We start from the raw sequence: 15,998 nt of genomic DNA on the forward strand, positions 1-15,998 counted from the left end.
ATCCCCAGACTCACCGCCCACACCCCGCGACCTTGCTCACCCACATCTTGTGCCCGCGAGAACCCGTTCTACGCACCGTCAATTCGGAAGAGCCCGAATACCGACGACACCATCACGGTGTTCGGATTGTCGTAAAAGCCCAGTCTCCCGAGGCCGCCGAAGAATTCATCCCAATCGACATCCCCGTCGCCGATCCGCAGATGTTGGTGCACGCGCACCGCGTTACCCGGCGGGTTCGTGATGTAACGCAGCCCGTGCGACCGGTGATGATCCATCGAATCCGCCACGTGGACAAGGCGCAGCGTATCGCCGGCAGCTGCCATGATCTCGGCCATGTTCGCACCCATGTGGAAGGTGTGGCAGGCGACGTAGACCATTCCGACGTTGGGCGAGTTGACACCACGGATGATGCGCAGCGCCTCGAGTCCGTCCTCGACGAAATCGTCGGGGTGCGGGTCGATTCGGACATCGATGCCCTCCCGCTCGAAGATCGGCACCAGGTCCTCCATCGACCGAAAGAACGCGCGCTCGGATTCCTCTGGCTTCTCCGGCCGACCCGAGAACTCGGTGTTGATCACGTTCACACCGAGGTCGACGGTGATCTGCACGACCCGCTTCCAATTGCGCACCGCGGCCTCGCGCGCGTCCTCGTCGGGTCCCGACCATCGCAGGACAGGCAGCACCGACGCGATACCGACGCCCGCGTCGTCGCATGCCGCACGGAACCTCGCGACAAGCGCGTCATCGGCACGCGGATGGTTGTAGAACGGGATGAAGTCCCGATGCGGTGTCAGTTGCAGCCACTCGTACCCGAGATCGGCGACGACGCCGGGCAGTTCGAGCAACGAATAGTCGTGATGGAACGGGGTGGGATCCAGGGCGATCTTCATGGCACGGGCCTCTCAGCGGAACGCGACGGAGCGCACGCCGCACGAACCCAGGTATTCGCGGGTGCGCTGGGCGATGGGCAGTGGATAGTCGGGTTGGCAGGGATACATGTCCTGCTCGACGATGGCGAATACGTCGACGCCGAGTTCCTCGACGGCTTCGAGTAGCGGTGGCATTTCCGGGATTCCGCGCGGCGGCTCGGTCATCGCACCGAGCCTGACGGCCTCGCCGAAGGGCAGATCCTCTGCCTCCACCTTGGCGCGGACGTCGGTGTCGACCTGCTTGAGGTGCAGGTATCCGATGCGCTCGGGATGCTTGCGAATGATGGCGATGTTGTCGCCGCCGCAGTAGCTGACGTGCCCGGTGTCGAGGCAGAGGTTGACGAATTCGGAGTCGGTGCCGTCGAGGAATCGGTAGATGTTCTCTTCGGTGTCGACGTGGCTGTCGGCGTGGGGATGGTACTGCGCCCGGACACCGTACTTCTCGTACATCGCCTTACCGAGTTCGTTCATCCCGGTCGTCTTCTTGCGCCACTGTTCTGGCGTCAACGTCCGGTCCTCGAGGACCGCACCGGTCGACGGGTCGCGCCACATCTCGGGGATGACGACGACATGCTTGCCGCCGACCGCCGCCGTCAGGCGCGCGACATCCTCGATCTGCGTCCACACCGAATCCCACGAGTCGTCCTGATGGAGTCGCTCGAAAACCGTTCCGGCAGAGAGCTTCAGGTTTCGCTCCTCAAGAGCACCCCGTAGTTCGGCCGGGTCGGTGGGCAGATATCCGTACGGGCCGAGTTCGATCCACTCGTATCCGGAGGCGGCCACCTCGTCGAGGAACCGCGTGTACGGGGTCTGCGCGGGGTCGTCGGGGAACCAGACACCCCAGGAGTCAGGGGCGGTGCCCACCAGGATTGTGCTGCTCATCGTCGAGGTCCTTTCGGGGACAAGTACTTCGGGAACTGTTGTCGGGAACTGTGTGCGGTGGTCGGGACGGTCAGGCGACGGGCGCGCCGACCGGATAGTGGATGGTCTCGAGGTGACCGGTGCTCAATGATCGGGTGGCTGCCTCGGCGATGGCCTGGGCCTTGATGCCCTCGCTCAACGTCGGCCCGATCTCACCCCGCCCGAGGTATGCGTCGACGAAATGGTCGAGCGCGCTGCGGTAGCTCTTCTCGACCCGCTCGAACCAGCCGGCGTGCATCCCGTCGGAGATGATCTGCCCGGCGTGATACCGCACCACGGCGCCACTGTGGTGTCGTCGGGCTTCGGCCATGCCGGTCGACCCGAGCACCTCGATCCGTTCGTCGTAGCCGTATCCGATCCGGCGTGCGGAGTCGATCTGCACCATGGCTCCGCCGGGCAGTCGCAGAGTGACCACCGATGTGTCGACATCGCCGAGATCATTCATCCGGGGGTCGGTGAACACCGACCCGGCCGCGAAGACCGAGACCGGTTCCAGACCCGAGATCCACCTCGCCAGATCGAAGAAGTGCACCGTCTGATCCCGCATCTGCCCACCGGAGACGGCGATATACTCCAACGGGGGCAATGCCGGTCCGCGCGTCGTCATCGTGATGAGCTCGACCGAGCCGACCTCGCCCGTGTCGACGATGCGTTTGAGTTCGGCGTAGTCGCGGTCGAATCGGCGGTTGAAGTCGACCATCGCGGTGATGCCGGTCGGCGCCACGTGCTCGACGGCGTCCACCGCCGTATCGAGATCCAGATCGATCGGCTTCTCGCAGAGCACCGCGATCCCCCGGTCCGCGGCGTGCCGCAGGTGCCCGGCGTGGGTGTCGGTCGACGACGCGATCAGCACCGCGTCGATCCGCTCCGGGTCGAGGGCATCCTCGATATCGGGCACCGCCCGCGCACCGCATGTCCGGGCGACCGACGACGCCCGCGTCGTGTCGACGTCGTAGACGACGGCGACGTCGATCTCGGGGTGCGCCGCGAGATTGGCGGCATGCACGGTGCCGATGAATCCTGCGCCGAGCAGTGCGAAGCGGATCATGCGGTGACCTCCTCGGTCGTGAGATGTGCGGAGGACACCCATGCGCCCGCGCGACGATCCGAGGCGAGGACCGCCTCGACGAACTGCACACCGATGAGGCCGTCGGTCCCGGTGGGGATCGACAGGTCACCCGGTGCCGGATCCACTGCGGTACCGACACCGTCACGACGCTCGAGGACGAGGTCGGCGAGGTCCGAGTAGAAGTTCGCGAAGGCCTCGAGGAACCCTTCGGGATGCCCGAGACCCACCCGTGTCACTCGTGTCGCGTCGGGTGACAGCCGAGACGATCCCTGGCTGAGTATCGTTGTGGTGCACTCGATGTCGCGAAGGATCAGGCGCTCGGGGTCGGCGTGCGACCACTCCACGGACCCGCCCTCGCCGAAGATCCTCAACCGCAGCCCGTGCTCGGACCCGGTCGCCGCCATACTCGCCCACATCGTGGCCGGGACGTCACCACTGAGCCTCAGTCGAACGGTGGCATTATCGGCGACGAGACGTCCGGGTACCAACGTGTCCAGCATCGCCGAGACCGCTTCCACCTCGAGCCCGGTCACGTAGCGGATCAGGTGCAGCGCATGGGTTCCCAGGTCCGCGACCACGCTCGCGTCGCCACCGACTGTCGGGTCCGTGCGCCACCGGGCGCGGGAATCGCCGTCATCCTCGACGCGCCGCGCCGCCCACCCGGAGGCATGTTCGACGACGACCATCCGGACGCCACCCAGCATCCCCTCGCGCACCCGACGCGCCGCCTCGCGAACCATGGCATACGCCGAATAGCAGTGCGGCACAGCCAGAAACGCACCGGACTCGGCCGCCACAGCGACGAGATCGGCCGCATCGGCCGAGTCGGTGGTCAGCGGCTTCTCGCATACCACCGAGATTCCCTCGGCGAGGAAGGCCCGCGCGATCCGGTGGTGGGTGTCGTTCGGGGTGGCCACCGTGACGACGTCGATCCCGTCGGCCCGCGCCGCCTCGGCTCGCGCCATCTCGGCCGCATCCCGATACACCCGATCGGCCGCGACGCCGAGTTCCGCGGCGATTTCCGCCGACGCCTCGGGAGCGCGACCGAAGATGCCCGCGACGAGGTCATAACGCCCGTCGAGGTTCATGGCGAGGCGATGCCTCGTGCCGATGTCGGCGCCGGGCCCGCCGCCGACCATGCCGGCTCGCACCCGGCGCCGTGGTGTTCGCGTCATGGTCTCCACCTCCTTTTCTGACGTCGTCGTCCGACACTGTTCACCGTCCGACGTGATCCGCGTCCCGTGTGGGACACTCATGGGACCGGTCCCACTCAGTCACTGCAGCGTACGTGACAGGGATCACGAGATCAATAGGATGGCCACCATGACCGACACCGACCGCAACGGGGCCTCGTCGAAACCGTCGACGATCCGCGACGTCGCGGCAGCCGCCGGCGTCTCCAAGTCTGTTGTCTCCCGGGTGCTGAGGGGTGAACCGAACGTCAGCGAAACCAGCCGCACGCGGGTCCGCCAAGCCATGGCGGACCTGCGCTATCAACCCAATTCCCTCGCGCGCGGATTGTCGGAGTCACGCAGCGGCACCATCGGCGTCGTCATCAACGACCTGCGCAATCCCTGGTACGTCAACCTCCTCGAAGGGCTCGCCGCCACCCTCGACGCCGTCGACATCGCTCCCCTGCTCGTCGACAGTCACCTCGATCACCGCGTCGGACGCGACACCGTGAGCACCCTGCTGTCGCGGCGGGTGGACGGCCTCATCGTCGTCGGGACCACCGATGCTCATCTCGATATCGAACGTGCCGCCGCATCGATCCCCGTTGTCCTCGCCGGAACCCTCGAACCCGATCTCGACGCCGTCGACGTCGCAGTCGACGACGACGTTGTGGGCGGCCGCCTCGCCACCGAACACCTTCTGGCACTGGGACATCGGCGGATCGCGCACCTGGAGGGCCCCGGTGAGGTGGGGCGCCTCCGACGGCAGGGTTTCGCCGACGCGATGGCTGCAGCAGGGCTCGCGCACGAGGCCGTCGTCGAGCATTCCGGGATGACCGAGGAGGGCGGCTACAACGCGGGCCGACGCATCCTCGACGCATCCCGGCCGGTCACCGCGGTGCTCGCCTTCAATGACGTCGCCGCGCTCGGCGTGATCTCTGCGGCCGACGACCGTGGCCTCCGGGTGCCCCGGGACCTGTCGGTGGTCGGATACGACGACACCTACCTCGCCGCCATCCGCCACATCTCACTGACCTCCGTGGACAACGGGAACTTCGCCATCGGGGCAACTGCTGCCAAGTTCCTGCTGCAACGGCTCGATCAGCCCGGCGCCGCGCGTCGCATCTATCGGCATCGCCCGAGTCTCACGGTGCGCCGCAGCACCGCGTCTCCGCCGCCCGGTTCCTGACGGCCGGCGCCGGACAACCGACTCCTCGCGCCATCTGACACGCCACTGACCGACGTACCCCCGCGCCGACGGGAATGTCGCGCCCGCGATCTCTCAGCAATTGATAAGGTGCGCGTCATGATGCGGCGCACATAGCGGTTTCGGGTGGCAATCGCAGCCACCACCATCGCCATGACCGTAGGGCTGGGGATCTCCGGGACCCCGCACGCGTCGGCAGCTCCGGGCGCGGCGGGACCCGCCACCCAGGTGGCCCGGCTGACCGGCCCGTTCTCCATGAACGACACCGTCGCGCGCTACGACATCGTGGGCACCGATCTCGGCGTGATGTGGGACAACGGACGCGGTGAGATCCTCACCGCCTTCGGTGACACACAGTCCTTCAACGGCTGGTCGTTGCTCTACGGCCAGCTCTACTATTGGCGGTCCAATGTCCTGTTGCGCAGTACCGATCGCAATCTCGCCGACGGCATGACCTTCACCGGGCATTCTGGTCCGCCCGGGCATGCCAAGCGGCTCCTCAAGCCCAACCTGCGGCGCGAGGTCACCCTGATCCCCACCGCGGGCGTCGCCGCCAACGGCAAGCAGTACCTCAACTTCATGTCGGTCAAACACTGGGTGGCCAACGGTATCTGGCGGACGAACTACTCCGGCCTCGCCGTCTCCTCCGACAACGGACGGAACTGGAAGGGTGTCAACGCCTTCCGGCCGAACGGTGGCGGTAACACGAAGTTCCAGATGGCGGCGTACCTGAAGGTCGGCGACACGATCTACACCTACGGCACCCCCGACGGCCGGTGGGGCGCAGTGTATCTCGCGCGGGTCGCGGCCAAGGATATCGAGAGACTCGGCGCCTACGAATACTTCTCCTACGGCAAGTGGGTACGCAACAATCCGGGTTCGGCCACGCCGGTCATGCGAGCACCCACCGGTGAACTCTCGGTCCAGTACAACGATTACCTCGGCAAGTACGTCTCACTGTCGAGCACCGACCGTGGCGCCGAGCTGCGCACCGCCGAGAACCCCTGGGGCCCTTGGACATCGGGTCAGCTCATCCTGTCCAAGGACAATCCGTACTCGGGATACGCGCCCTACATTCATCCGTGGTCGACGGGGAGCACGCTCTACTTCACGTACTCCATCTACTACGGCTATCAGGTCTAACTGTACCGACTCCCGCTCAACCGCGGCTGAGCGGAGGCACCGGTCAGCTGCCGAGCATGTGCTTCATCTGTGCGATCTCCGCGGTCTGTGAGGCCTTGATCTGCTCGGCCATCTCCTTCGACGACGGATCCGAGCCGCTGGCGATCTCTTCGTTGGCCATCGCCACCGCGCCCTCGTGATGAGCGATCATGCCCTCAAGCCAGAGCCGATCGAACTCGGCACCGGAGGCATTCTCCATCGCCGTCATCTGCTCCTCGGTCATCATGCCGGGCATGCCGCCGTGTCCGCCGTGCCCCATGGTCATGGAGTCCTCGGCGGGCACCTCCACACCCCATCCGGACAACCTCGCCGACATCGCGTCGATCTCGGGCTGCTGCGCCGACTTTATCTGCGCCGCAAGGGCTTGCAATTCGGCGTTGGTGGTGCGGGTGGGCACCAGATCGGCCATCACGACGGCCTGACGATGATGCGGGATCATCATCTGGTTGAACTCGACGTCGGCCTCGTTGTGCGCGCCCGCCACCGCCGACGACGACGCGCCGGCGTGCTCCGACGACGCGCCGTCGTGCATGTGGGAGTGGCTCGTCTCGGTGGCCGACGCGGTGGATGGCTGTTCATCCGGGGAGCATCCGACCAACGCAACCGTGGCAAGTCCGGCGCTCACGATAGCTGCGGCGAGGGATGTCGAACGTGGAGTCATACTCCCGAGCCTAGTCCACCCGGTCCGTGTCCGACTCGCCCGTGTCGGTCTCCGCCGACACCTCCGCCCGTTCTGCCTCCTCCGCTGCGCGTCGTCGCGCTCGCGGTATCAGCCACCGTCGATCCACCACCTGATAGACGACGATCACGGCGGCGGCCAGCGCCCACCCGAGCAGGATGTCGAAGACGTAATGCTCGGCGGTGTAGACGAGGGTGAACGCCATCGCGAAGGCGTACCCCAGGAAGAGCGTTCTACCCAACGCCTTGACCCGCGGCCACATGAACAGCGCGAGCAGCATCGTCAGGCCGGCATGCAGCGACGGGATGGCCGCCACGAGATTCGCCTTGGTCTGACCGAGTTGCAGGAGGTTCGACGCGACATGGATGTTGAGCACCTCCCAGCCGCGCGCCGAGATCCGCTCCACGTAGGGCGCCGCGCCCTCATGCGTCGGGGTGACCGGCCCGAGCAGTCCGCCGCCCGGCTCGGGTGAGACCGCATACATGCAGGCCGGGTCACGGGGATATTCGGCGACCTCGGCCGCGGTGCACTTTGCCGCCGCCCACGGCGGCGCCGCGGGCAGGAGCGTGTAGCCGATCAGGGCGAGGAAGGTGGTGGCCACGAAACAGGCCGCGTATCGACGCCACGCGGCGCGGTCGCGTAGCCACAGCACCGCGGCGGCCGCATACGGCACGACGAAGTACGACATGTAGACGAAACTGGTGATGATCTCCCACCAGGGCGCCTCGACCTGCTTGAGGTGGCTCTGCAGCCACACCGTCGGATTCACCCCGAACAACCAGTGATCGACGTCGACGGCGAGGTGCCAGTGCGTCGGGAAGTCCATCACCCGCGCGACGTCGCGCGTCCAGTCGTAGAGCAGCAGGATCAGCGCGAACGGCAGCCAGTCGATGAGGACGGTGATCGCCTTGCGCCGCCCGATGGTCGCCGCGAACATGCCCAGGCAGAGCAGCACGAGCAGGCGGGTCCGGTCGAAGGCCAGGCCGTGGACGGAGAACTCGTAGACCATGAACGCCAGCCAGGCGAGGATCGCGATCCGACGCACCGGCGTCAGGTCGCGGCGTCGTTCGGGGTGCGGCTCGAGTTCCGCGGCGGCGCCCAGGTCGGCCCACACCGGCTCCACCCCGCGCGGCTGTGCCGTTTTCGCCACGTCCGACTCGTCAACACTCACGTGTTCTATGCCCCTGCCGCCATGCCCGACGTCTTCGGGACGAAGGTCACCTTCCGTTAGCCTAATGATCCTTTGCCGTTCAGGGTTCGTTTGGCGCGCGAATCAGCCGCGATCGAGCGTGCAGCGCCCTGATCGCGGGGGTGCCGATCACCGTCGACGCCGAGCTCAATTAGCTTTGAGAGCATGCGTATCGGAGCACACCTTCGCGAGGACGACGACCCGTTGGGCACCGCCGAGGACCTCGGCATCGACGTGTTCCAGATGTTCGTCACCGATCCGCAGAAGTGGAACAAGCCGGTCCCGCATCCGCAGGCCGCGCAGATCCGCGAGTCGCCGATCGACGTCGTCGTGCACTCCAGCTACCAGATCAACGTGGCGAGCCTCAACAACCGGCTCCGCATGCCCTCGCGGAAGGCGGTTGAGCAGCAGGCCGCCGCGGCCGCCGAACTCGGGGCCTTCGGACTCGTCGTGCACGGCGGTCACCTCCGCGACGGCGAGGACACCGCCGAGGGATTCCTCAACTGGCGCAAGCTCTTCGACCGTCAGGTGGACAAGGGCGGATTCGGCGTGCCGATCCTGATCGAGAACACCGCCGGTGGCGATCACGCGATGGCCCGCACGCTCGAGGCCATCGATCGCCTGTGGGATGCCGTCGGCGATTTCGATCAGGCCGGGTTCTGCCTGGACACCTGCCACGCCTGGGCGGGCGGCGAGGATCTGGTGGATCTCGTCGAGCGCGTCCGCGCCATCACCGGCCGGATCGACCTGGTGCATCTGAACAACTCGCGCGACGAGTTCGATTCCGGACGCGATCGCCACGCGAATCTGGCCGACGGTCACATCGATCCGGAGGTGTTGCTGGGCGTCATCACCGCGGCTGACGCTCCTGTCGTCCTGGAGACTCCGGCCGAGGGCATTCCCGCTGATCTGGAGTATCTCCGCTCCCATAGGTAACTCCGACGCCGCAGATCACCGGCCGCTTGCAAAAGTTAGCGCCATCACAGGGGTACGGGTTGTCCGCCCCCCTCAACTCGGAGTATTGTGGGGTTACCGGTGAGTAACTTATGCCCTCGCCACGCGGTTTCAAGCCCACCACACCTCACATCAGGACCAGAAAAGGAACCCTCATGGGCCACTACAAGAGCAACATGCGTGACCTTCAGTTCAACCTCTTCGAGCTCTATCAGCTCGACAAGGTGCTCGAGGAGGGCGATTTCGGGGATCTCGATCACGAGACCGCTGTGGACATGCTCCGTGAGGTCAAGTCGTTGGCCGAGGGCGTCATTGCCGACTCGTTCACCGACGCCGATCGCAATCCGCCGGTCTTCGATCCCGAGACCCACTCGGTCACCATCCCCGAAGGCTTCAAGAAGTCCTACAACGCCCTCATCGAGGGCGGCTGGGACAAGATCGGCCTCGCCGAGGAACTCGGCGGCCTACCCGCACCGCGATCGCTGTACTGGGCCATCGGCGAGATGATCCTGGGCGCCAACCCGCCGGTCTTCATGTACGCCGCGGGCTCCGGTTTCGCCAACATCTTCTTCGACAACGGCACCGAGGAGCAGAAGAAGTGGGCCGCCATCTGTTCCGAGCGCGGCTGGGGCGCCACCATGGTCCTCACCGAGCCCGACGCCGGCTCCGATGTTGGCGCCGGCCGCACGAAGGCCGTGCAGCAGGAGGACGGCTCCTGGCACATCGACGGCGTGAAGCGCTTCATCACCTCGGCCGATCAGGACATGACCGAGAACATCTTCCACCTCGTGCTCGCGCGTCCCGAGGGTGCCGGACCGGGCACCAAGGGGCTCTCGCTGTTCTTCGTACCGAAGTTCCACTTCGATCCCGAGACCGGTGAACTCGGCGAGCGTAACGGCGCCTTCGTCACCAACGTCGAGCACAAGATGGGCATCAAGGCCTCGGCCACCTGCGAGGTCACCTTCGGCCAGCATGGTGTTCCGGCCAAGGGCTGGCTCGTGGGCGAGGTCCACAAGGGCATCGCGCAGATGTTCGATGTCATCGAGCACGCTCGAATGATGGTGGGCACCAAGGCGATCTCCACGCTGTCGACCGGTTACCTGAACGCTCTGGACTACGCCAAGGAGCGCGTGCAGGGCGCCGATCTGACCCAGATGACCGACAAGGCCGCTCCGCGCGTCACCATCACCCATCACCCGGATGTGCGTCGCTCGCTGCTGACCCAGAAGGCCTACGCCGAGGGTCTGCGCGCCGTGTACCTCTACACCGCGTCGCATCAGGACGCCGCCGCCGCGAAGATCGTCTCCGGCGCCGATCCCGAGATGGCCCACCGCGTCAACGATCTGCTGCTGCCGATCGTCAAGGGCGTCGGCTCCGAGCGGGCCTACGCGAACCTCGGCCACGAGTCGCTGCAGACCCTCGGTGGTTCCGGCTTCCTGCAGGACTACCCGATCGAGCAGTACATCCGTGACTCCAAGATCGACTCGCTCTACGAGGGCACCACAGCGATCCAGGCGCAGGACTTCTTCTTCCGCAAGATCATCCGCGACAAGGGCCAGGCACTCGCGCACGTCGCCGGCCAGATCCAGTCCTTCATCGACTCGGAGGCCGGCAACGGACGCCTCAAGGCCGAGCGCGCCCTGCTGAAGACGGCCCTCGAGGACGTTCAGGGCATGGCAGCCTCGCTGACCGGCTTCCTCATGTCCGCTCAGGAAGATGCCACCCAGCTCTATAAGGTCGGCACCGGCTCGGTGCGCTTCCTGATGAGCGTCGGCGATCTTCTCATCGGCTGGCTGCTGCTGCGTCAGGCGGAGATCGCGATCGCCAAGCTCGACGAGGGCGCCACCGGCGACGACAAGGCCTTCTACGAGGGCAAGGTCGCCGTGGCCAGCTTCTTCGCCAAGAACATGCTGCCGCTGCTCACCTCCATCCGCGTCACCGTCGAGAACGTCGACAACGACATCATGGAGCTCGACGAGGCTGCCTTCTGATCTGAGGCGCCAGCCAGACACGACAGAATCCCCCGAATCTGTCGGATCCGCCGGTAATTACCGGTGAATCTGACAGATTCGGGGGATTCTGTCGTCTCGGGTGTGAGGCCTACTTCGGAGGCATCCGGATGCCGCCGTCCACGCGGACGACCTCGGCGTTCATGTACGAGTTGGTGACGAGTTCGACGACCATCGAGGCCAGCTCATCGGCCACGCCGAGACGCTTCGGGAAGAGCACGTTCTTGCCCAGGTTGGCCTTGAACGCCTCCGAATCGGGACCCTCGCCATAGATCGGGGTGTCGATGAGACCCGGTGCGACGGTGTTGACGCGGATGCCCACCGCCGACAGGTCGCGCGCGACCGGCAGGGTCATGCCGACGACGCCACCCTTCGACGACGAGTACGACGCCTGGCCGATCTGGCCGTCGAAGGCGGCGACGCTGGCCATGTTGACTATGGCACCGCGCTCTCCCGACTCGAGCGGCTCGGTGCGGCTGATCGCGGTGGCGGCGAGGCGGATCGCGTCGAAGGTACCGATCAGGTTGATCGCGATGACCTTCTTGTAGGCGTCCAGGTTGTGCGCCGAGGCGAACTCCCCGTCCTTGCCGATGGTGCGTTGCGCCCAGCCGATGCCGGCCGAGTTCACCAGCACGCGCAGCGGGCCGAGTTCACCTGCCTTGTTGACGGCGGCCTCGATCTGATCGGTCTGCGTGACGTCGACTTTGACGAATGCACCGCCGACCTCCTTGGCCAACGCCTCGCCGGCCTCGGCGTTCAGGTCGGCGACGACGACCTTGGCACCCTTGGCCGCCAGCTGGCGGACCGACGCCGCGCCGATACCCGACGCACCGCCCGTGACAATTGCACTAGCTCCATTGATATCCACGAGGGCAGATTATCCCTCTCCTGTGACCGGGCATACACCCGGGTTGGAACTCGGGACTCGATTTGTGTCAGCCATGCGTGCACGAGCACGAGCACAGTCCCGGTTCCGTGGTCGTGGCAGTTCCTGAAGGACGGCTGACGCACGGGTTGCGCCGGTTACGTTCGATCTGACTTCTCCGCGCGATCACCAGCGCGCGGATCGCATCGTCGGAGAGGGGCGCATCCGGCTGGAAGCGGATGGTTCCCTTGGCGGTGTCGACGCCGTCGAGCAGACCCCGGGCCGCGACGTCGTCGATCGCCGCGGGACTGAACGGGTACACGCCGATGTGCTTCTTCGCCCGCATCACCGAGAGCAGCGGTTTGCCGCGGTAGACGAGCGCGGGCATGCCGTAACCCTTGCCCTGTTCGGTGTCGGCCACCTCGGTGCGCGCCACGTCGTAGACGTGACCGATCAGCGAGGCGTCGTCGGCGTCGAGGTCGGCAAGGTAATCATCGATGGTGCCCACCCGCGAATCATCGCAGAATCAGCGGCATCGCACGATGGGCTCGGGATCATATTTGACGGTGCGGGTGTGGCGGCTGATCTCCGCCCCGGTCCGGGCTTCGGTGATGATCCGGGTGTTGGAGGTGGTGAATCCGCGGGACCCGCTACTCGGGATGCAGTTCTCCCTGCCGGACAGGTCCAGGGTGTCGGGCGAGGTGTAGGCGAATCGGTCACCCGTGATCGATTGCACGTCAACAGCTTTCGTGCTCCACATGCGTACGGTCACATCGCTCGACGACCATCCGGTCTCGATCAGGATCCCGTGATCGGTGTTGTTACGGAACTTCAGATCGATGGCACCCTCGAACACCGTGGCCTCCCGCGCCTCGGGGTATCGCGAGATGTAATAGCTGTGCTCGGTGTGCTCGACATCCTCAAGCCCGGCGAAGTAGGCGGCGTTGTAGAGGGTCGTCGCGAATTGGGAGATGCCGCCGCCGACGGCCTTGTCGGCGTGGCCGTGATCGATGATCGTCGACGTCACATAGCCCTGCGCGGTGCCGCGCGGACCGGTGTACCCGTTGAGCGAGAACGTTTCTCCGGGGAGGATCAACGCGCCGTCGACCTCCTGCGCGACGAGCCGGATGTTCTCCCCGGACGCACTCGAGAAGCCGCCGGTGCTGTAATCGCTGACGACCTCGGTGACGCCGAGCTTGCGGGCGGCGGCGGTGGTCAGCTTCGGACGGAGGACGTCGTACTCGACGTCGACGGTGCGATCGGCGGCGGTGCCGGTGGCGACCTTCGCGGTTTCCGACAGGGTGTCGTCCCACTTGATGCGTGCGCCGTCGGCCGACGGCACGACCTTTGGTGACCCGCTCGACAGGGAGAAGCGCGCGCTGACGGGCTTCTTCTCGGTTTTCGCCAGTCGCGGGCCGAGGATCGCGACCGCGGCCTTGCGGTCGATGGCAGGGACGAGCCCGCCCTTGCCGTCGGGTCCGAAGGTGAGGACCGAACCGAGTTCGGCGGTGGTGAGCCGCGCGGTGACGCCGTCGGAGCCGTTCATCGCGATGTCACCGCCCATGGCACGGGCCGCGGGGCCGTTGACCGTCTCGGCGACGACATCCGCGCTGACGGTGGGCTGGAACGGTTCCATCGGGAGTTCGACGGGTTGTGCGCGTAGCCAGTCCGCGGCGAGTACCTGGCTCGCATCATCCCGCGCGATCCGGAGACCCGCGGCGGGTAGATCCCCGATCGGCACGCTGTCGGTGAAGTGCACTGCGCCCTCGACGGCGGCCTTCTCGAGCGTGGAGCGTCGGGCGTCGAGTGCTTCGTCGTACCGGGCGCGGTCGACGGTCACCGCGGGTGCGACGACCCGGTCGCCGCCGAAGATCGCGCGCACCCGTTCGATCGGATCGCGCGGCTGCTCCATGAGCCGGTCGAGGGTCGCATCGGCGTCGTAGGTGAGGCCGAGATCGGCCGGATCGATCTGTGCGCGACCCGACGACGTGACAAGTGTCACAGGATTCTTCGCACGAGATTCGAGATCGTTGACGAGCGTGCGGGCCTGGGTCGGGGTGAGATTCCCCGCGTCGATCCCCGCGACCGTTGCGCCGCGTGCTGTCTTGCCGTGCCCGAGGACCAGATCCCCGGCCAGGATGAGCGCTCCGAAGGCGAGCAGCGCCACCACGACGCGTGCCGCGATGCGGCCGGTCAGAAGCTTGCTCACGAGGTCACTTTTCTCCCACCCGGACGCTCGCCGGGTGCAGCGATGGCACTGCGGTCACCCCCATGGACCGCCGCCGGGTGATCGTCGAGACGGTCACCCCAGATGCAGGCGCTCCGACCAAGCTGCCGGGTCGGGGGTCTGGCAGCTCGGTCGGAGCTAACTGCTATATCTACGCTACTTCCGCCGGTGTTACACCCCTAGAGGGTGAATTTCGCGAATTTTCTTTGCGGAAATCCGGCAGAACTGACCGGTCGGTCAGGTAAACCCACAGCGAATTCAGCCTTCGATGATCGCGGTCACACCCTGGCCGCCGGCGGCACAGATCGAGACCAGCGCCCGTCCCCCGCCGTTCTCCTTGATGAGCTTCGCGGCCTGCGCCACGACGCGACCGCCGGTGGCGGCGAAGGGGTGACCCGCGGCCAACGACGACCCGTTGACGTTGAGCTTGCTGCGATCGATCGAGCCGAGTGCCTTGTCCAGGCCGAGTCGCTGCGTGCAGTACTCCTCGGACTCCCACGCCTTCAGCGTGGAGAGCACGACCGAGGCGAACGCCTCGTGGATCTCGTAGAAGTCGAAGTCCTGCAGGGTGAGGCCGTTACGGGCGAGCAGGCGCGGAACCGCGTAGGTGGGCGCCATCAGCAGGCCGTCGGGTCCGTTGACGTAATCCACCGCGGCGGTCTCGCTGTCCACGAAGTAGGCCAGCACGGGCAGGCCCTTCTCCTCGGCCCACTCGTCGCTGGACAGCAGCACCGTCGACGCGCCGTCGGTCAGCGGTGTCGAGTTGCCCGCGGTCATCGTGGCGTCGCCCAGCGAGACACCGAAGACCGGCTTGAGCTTGGCGAGCTTCTCCGCCGACGAATCCGGACGCAGGTTCTCGTCGCGGGTCAGGCCGAGGTACGGGGTGATCAGGTCGTCGAAGAAGCCCTCGGTGTACGCGCGCGCCATGTTGACGTGGCTGGCCGCGGCGAGCGCGTCCTGATCGGCGCGGGAGATGCCGAACTCCTTGGCGGTGATGGCGGCGTGCTCACCCATCGACATGCCGGTGCGCGGCTCGCCGTTTCGCGGGATCTCGATGCCGAGGGTCGGGAGGAGCTTGGCGGCGTTGAGCAGCTGATCGACGGTGCTGCGCGACCGGTTCACCTCGAGCATCTGCCGACGCATCGCCTCCGAGACGCCGATCGGGGCGTCGGAGGTGGTGTCGACACCGCCGCCGACGGCTACCTCATAGCGGCCTGACGCGATGCCGTCGGCGACCGCGGTGATCGCCTGCAGACCGGTGCCGCAGGCCTGCTGGATGTCGAAGGCAGGGGTGTAGGGCGAGAGTGCCGAACCGAGCACACACTCACGGATGAGATTGAAGTCACGCGAATGCTTGAGCACCGCGCCGCCGGCGACCATCCCGAGCTGTTCACCCTGCAGATTGAACCGGCTCACCAGCCCGTCGAGCGCGGCGGTGAACATGTCTTGGTTGGATGCCTTGGCGTAGGACTTGTCCTGGCGGGCGAACGGAATACGGTTACCGCCGACGATTGCCACCGGACGCAGACTGCGCGCCTTGGGTTTCTGAGCCACTTCGATCTCCCGGGGGGTGTTGTTCGAATACCTATAGCGTA

Annotated in this window: 14 protein-coding genes; 4 read left to right on the forward strand and 10 right to left on the reverse strand. The window is 66.2% G+C overall.

The genetic code is table 11. The features are described from left to right. Positions 1-68 precede the first annotated feature (68 nt). The 4 genes from ACZ4TW_RS20835 to ACZ4TW_RS20850 all read right to left on the reverse strand — a co-directional run bounded on the left by ACZ4TW_RS20835 (position 69) and on the right by ACZ4TW_RS20850 (position 4,094). Positions 69-890 (reverse strand): sugar phosphate isomerase/epimerase family protein, encoded by an 822-nt coding sequence (locus ACZ4TW_RS20835; RefSeq protein WP_465545971.1) that lies wholly within the window; start codon positions 888-890, stop codon positions 69-71. A 12-nt stretch (positions 891-902) separates the two neighbouring features. Then, positions 903-1,811: a sugar phosphate isomerase/epimerase family protein gene (locus ACZ4TW_RS20840; protein ID WP_465545973.1), complete on the reverse strand. Its 909-nt coding sequence runs from the start codon at positions 1,809-1,811 to the stop codon at positions 903-905. Between the two features lie 70 nt (positions 1,812-1,881). Further along, positions 1,882-2,898: a Gfo/Idh/MocA family oxidoreductase gene (locus ACZ4TW_RS20845; protein WP_465545975.1), complete on the reverse strand. Its 1,017-nt coding sequence runs from the start codon at positions 2,896-2,898 to the stop codon at positions 1,882-1,884. Beyond that, complete coding sequence (locus ACZ4TW_RS20850; protein WP_465545977.1) at positions 2,895-4,094, reverse strand: Gfo/Idh/MocA family protein; 1,200 nt, start codon at positions 4,092-4,094, stop codon at positions 2,895-2,897. Before ACZ4TW_RS20850 ends, ACZ4TW_RS20845 begins: the two co-directional genes overlap by 4 nt. A gap of 148 nt (positions 4,095-4,242) precedes the next feature. Between ACZ4TW_RS20850 and ACZ4TW_RS20855 the strand changes: the two genes are divergently transcribed. Both ACZ4TW_RS20855 and ACZ4TW_RS20860 read left to right on the forward strand, forming a co-directional pair. Next, positions 4,243-5,280 (forward strand): LacI family DNA-binding transcriptional regulator, encoded by a 1,038-nt coding sequence (locus ACZ4TW_RS20855; protein ID WP_465545979.1) that lies wholly within the window; start codon positions 4,243-4,245, stop codon positions 5,278-5,280. 144 nt (positions 5,281-5,424) lie between these two features. After that, positions 5,425-6,441: a DUF4185 domain-containing protein gene (locus ACZ4TW_RS20860; protein ID WP_465545981.1), complete on the forward strand. Its 1,017-nt coding sequence runs from the start codon at positions 5,425-5,427 to the stop codon at positions 6,439-6,441. 43 nt (positions 6,442-6,484) lie between these two features. On the opposite strand, the gene ACZ4TW_RS20865 is transcribed toward ACZ4TW_RS20860, so the two are convergent. Together ACZ4TW_RS20865 and ACZ4TW_RS20870 are read right to left on the reverse strand one after the other, a co-directional pair. After that, positions 6,485-7,012, reverse strand: coding sequence for a DUF305 domain-containing protein (locus ACZ4TW_RS20865; protein ID WP_465545983.1), 528 nt, complete (start codon positions 7,010-7,012; stop codon positions 6,485-6,487). A 139-nt stretch (positions 7,013-7,151) separates the two neighbouring features. After that, positions 7,152-8,309 (reverse strand): phosphatase PAP2 family protein, encoded by a 1,158-nt coding sequence (locus ACZ4TW_RS20870; protein WP_465545985.1) that lies wholly within the window; start codon positions 8,307-8,309, stop codon positions 7,152-7,154. A gap of 204 nt (positions 8,310-8,513) precedes the next feature. Here ACZ4TW_RS20870 and ACZ4TW_RS20875 point away from each other — a divergent pair, with 204 nt between their 5' ends. Next, entirely contained in the window at positions 8,514-9,284 is a 771-nt protein-coding gene (locus ACZ4TW_RS20875) for a deoxyribonuclease IV (protein WP_465545986.1), read from the forward strand. A gap of 173 nt (positions 9,285-9,457) precedes the next feature. Continuing rightward, on the forward strand, positions 9,458-11,293 hold the full coding sequence (locus tag ACZ4TW_RS20880) for an acyl-CoA dehydrogenase (protein WP_465545988.1): 1,836 nt from the start codon (positions 9,458-9,460) through the stop codon (positions 11,291-11,293). 109 nt (positions 11,294-11,402) lie between these two features. Here ACZ4TW_RS20880 and ACZ4TW_RS20885 read toward each other — a convergent pair whose 3' ends face one another. The 4 genes from ACZ4TW_RS20885 to ACZ4TW_RS20900 all read right to left on the reverse strand — a co-directional run bounded on the left by ACZ4TW_RS20885 (position 11,403) and on the right by ACZ4TW_RS20900 (position 15,957). Beyond that, positions 11,403-12,179 carry an SDR family NAD(P)-dependent oxidoreductase gene (locus ACZ4TW_RS20885; RefSeq protein ID WP_465545990.1) on the reverse strand — a complete coding sequence of 259 codons (777 nt, stop codon included), beginning with the start codon at positions 12,177-12,179 and terminating at the stop codon, positions 11,403-11,405. Between the two features lie 67 nt (positions 12,180-12,246). Beyond that, on the reverse strand, positions 12,247-12,684 hold the full coding sequence (locus tag ACZ4TW_RS20890) for an iron chaperone (RefSeq protein WP_465545992.1): 438 nt from the start codon (positions 12,682-12,684) through the stop codon (positions 12,247-12,249). Between the two features lie 18 nt (positions 12,685-12,702). Next, positions 12,703-14,385 (reverse strand): VanW family protein, encoded by a 1,683-nt coding sequence (locus ACZ4TW_RS20895; RefSeq protein WP_465545994.1) that lies wholly within the window; start codon positions 14,383-14,385, stop codon positions 12,703-12,705. A 276-nt stretch (positions 14,386-14,661) separates the two neighbouring features. Beyond that, a complete protein-coding gene (locus ACZ4TW_RS20900; protein WP_465545996.1) occupies positions 14,662-15,957 on the reverse strand; it encodes an acetyl-CoA C-acetyltransferase in 1,296 nt (431 codons plus the stop codon). Positions 15,958-15,998: the final 41 nt, after the last annotated feature.

Source organism: Agromyces sp. NPDC029043 (assembly GCF_055564615.1).